Origin of the sequence: Pseudonocardia lacus (assembly GCF_018531445.1) — a bacterium.
GTDB lineage: Bacteria > Actinomycetota > Actinomycetes > Mycobacteriales > Pseudonocardiaceae > Pseudonocardia > Pseudonocardia lacus.
Genome location: NZ_JAHDTH010000494.1, coordinates 1 through 767, shown reverse-complemented (window position 1 = coordinate 767; position 767 = coordinate 1). Strand labels below are relative to the sequence as shown.

The window sequence follows — 767 nt, the reverse complement described above, 5'->3', positions numbered from 1 at the left end:
CCTGCTCGGCCGCGACGCCGCGCAGGGTGGCGAGGCCGGCGGCCCGCTCGCGGGCCGTCGCCGCCGCCTCGTCGAGCCCGGCGCGGGCGGCCTGCAGCTCCTCGGCGCGGTCGTCGATCGCCGCGATCTCCGCGACGGACGCCTCCAGCGCCTCCCGCGCGTCCACGGCGGAGCGGGCCGCGCCCGACCGGGCCTCCTCCAACTCGTCGAGCGCCCCGGGCGGGTAGCGGCCGACCCACTCGCGCAGCAGCGCGGCCAGCTCCCGGTCGGCGGCCAGGCGCTCCTGCAGCCCGGCCAGCCGCTCGCTGCGCTCGGCCGTCTCCGCGCCCAGCTGCTCGCGCACGGCGGCCGCAGCGTCCTCGTCGACCATGGCCGGGTTGGGCGCCACCACGAACTCGACGCCCGGCGCACCCGGGCCGGGTTCCTCCACCGCCCGGACGGAGCCGACGGCCACCACCGCGCACGGCAGCCCGCGGGCGGCGTCCAGGGCCTCCCGGGCGCGGCCGGCGTCGGCCGGGTCGTTCAGCAGCACCCCGCCGACCAGGTGCGGGAACCGGCGCAGGGTCGCCTCGCGGGCCCCGGCCGGCAGCTGGGACAGGTGGCGCCAGCCCGACCGGGCCCGCACCCCGGCGGCCTCCAGCACGGCCAGCGCCTGCTCGACGTCGGCGGGCGGGGGCAGCAGCCCACCCTCCCCCAGCGCGCGCAGGGCGCGGGAGTCGCGGTCCTGCTCGGCCAGCAGGCGGGTGCGCTCGCGCTCCGCCTCGGCC

At 81.7% G+C, this 767-nt stretch carries 1 pseudogene; it reads right to left on the bottom strand.

Annotated elements, in window-relative coordinates:
* Nucleotides 1-767: pseudogene (locus tag KIK08_RS39305) on the bottom strand (hypothetical protein); the annotation flags it as partial.